The sequence below is a fragment of the Nostoc mirabile CHAB5784 genome (assembly GCF_020829645.1).
Classification (GTDB): Bacteria; Cyanobacteriota; Cyanobacteriia; order Cyanobacteriales; family Nostocaceae; genus Nostoc; species Nostoc mirabile.
In genome coordinates this window covers 1-1,576 of sequence record NZ_JAIVFS010000228.1, presented here as the reverse complement: position 1 = coordinate 1,576, position 1,576 = coordinate 1, and the positions used below count along the sequence as shown (strand labels likewise).

The window sequence follows — 1,576 nt, the reverse complement described above, 5'->3', positions numbered from 1 at the left end:
CTCGACCGACCTAAGGCGTGACCAACTCAGTATCTATATAGCTGTTTGCTTTTCGATATCTAAGGGGTGTAGGTCTCCCTAAAAAGGAGGTGATCCAGCCACACCTTCCGGTACGGCTACCTTGTTACGACTTCACCCCAGTCACCAGTCCTGCCTTAGGCATCCTCCTCCTTTGCGGGTTTGAGTAATGACTTCGGGCACTACCAGCTTCCATGGTGTGACGGGCGGTGTGTACAAGGCCCGGGAACGAATTCACTGCAGTATGCTGACCTGCAATTACTAGCGATTCCGACTTCACGCAGGCGAGTTGCAGCCTGCGATCTGAACTGAGCTCCGGTTTGTGGGATTTGCTTGACATCGCTATCTTGCTGCCCTCTGTCCGGAGCATTGTAGTACGTGTGTAGCCCAAGGCGTAAGGGGCATGCTGACTTGACGTCATCCCCACCTTCCTCCGGTTTGTCACCGGCAGTCTCTCTAGAGTGCCCAACTTAATGCTGGCAACTAAAAACGAGGGTTGCGCTCGTTGCGGGACTTAACCCAACATCTCACGACACGAGCTGACGACAGCCATGCACCACCTGTGTTCGCGCTCCCGAAGGCACTCTTCCCTTTCGAGAAGATTCGCGACATGTCAAGCCTTGGTAAGGTTCTTCGCGTTGCATCGAATTAAACCACATACTCCACCGCTTGTGCGGGCCCCCGTCAATTCCTTTGAGTTTCACCGTTGCCGGCGTACTCCCCAGGCGGGATACTTAACGCGTTAGCTACGGCACGGCTCGGGTCGATACAAGCCACGCCTAGTATCCATCGTTTACAGCTAGGACTACTGGGGTATCTAATCCCATTCGCTCCCCTAGCTTTCGTCCCTCAGTGTCAGTTACGGCCTAGCAGAGCGCCTTCGCCACTGGTGTTCTTCCTGATCTCTACGCATTTCACCGCTACACCAGGAATTCCCTCTGCCCCGAACGTACTCTAGCTTATGTAGTTTCCACTGCTTTTATCTAGTTGAGCTAGACTCTTTAACAGCAGACTTTCATCGCCACCTGCGGACGCTTTACGCCCAATCATTCCGGATAACGCTTGCATCCTCCGTATTACCGCGGCTGCTGGCACGGAGTTAGCCGATGCTTATTCCTCAGGTACCGTCATTAAATTCTTCCCTGAGAAAAGAGGTTTACGACCCAAGAGCCTTCCTCCCTCACGCGGTATTGCTCCGTCAGGCTTTCGCCCATTGCGGAAAATTCCCCACTGCTGCCTCCCGTAGGAGTCTGGGCCGTGTCTCAGTCCCAGTGTGGCTGATCGTCCTCTCAGACCAGCTACTGATCGTCGCCTAGGTGCGCTCTTACCACACCTACTAGCTAATCAGACGCGAGCTCATCTTCAGGCAGTTAACCTTTCACCTTACGGCACATCCGGTATTAGCCACCGTTTCCAGTGGTTGTCCCAGACCTGAAGCCAGATTCTCACGCGTTACTCACCCGTCCGCCACTAAATCCCGAAAGATTTCGTTCGACTTGCATGTGTTAAGCATACCGCCAGCGTTCATCCTGAGCCAGGATCAAACTCTCCGTTTTGT

The 1,576-nt window shown here is 53.6% G+C and carries 1 rRNA gene; it reads right to left on the bottom strand.

What is annotated here, in order from left to right:
• Positions 1 to 82: 82 nt before the first annotated feature.
• Positions 83 to 1,574, bottom strand: a 16S ribosomal RNA gene (locus LC653_RS44625).
• Positions 1,575 to 1,576 lie beyond the last annotated feature (2 nt).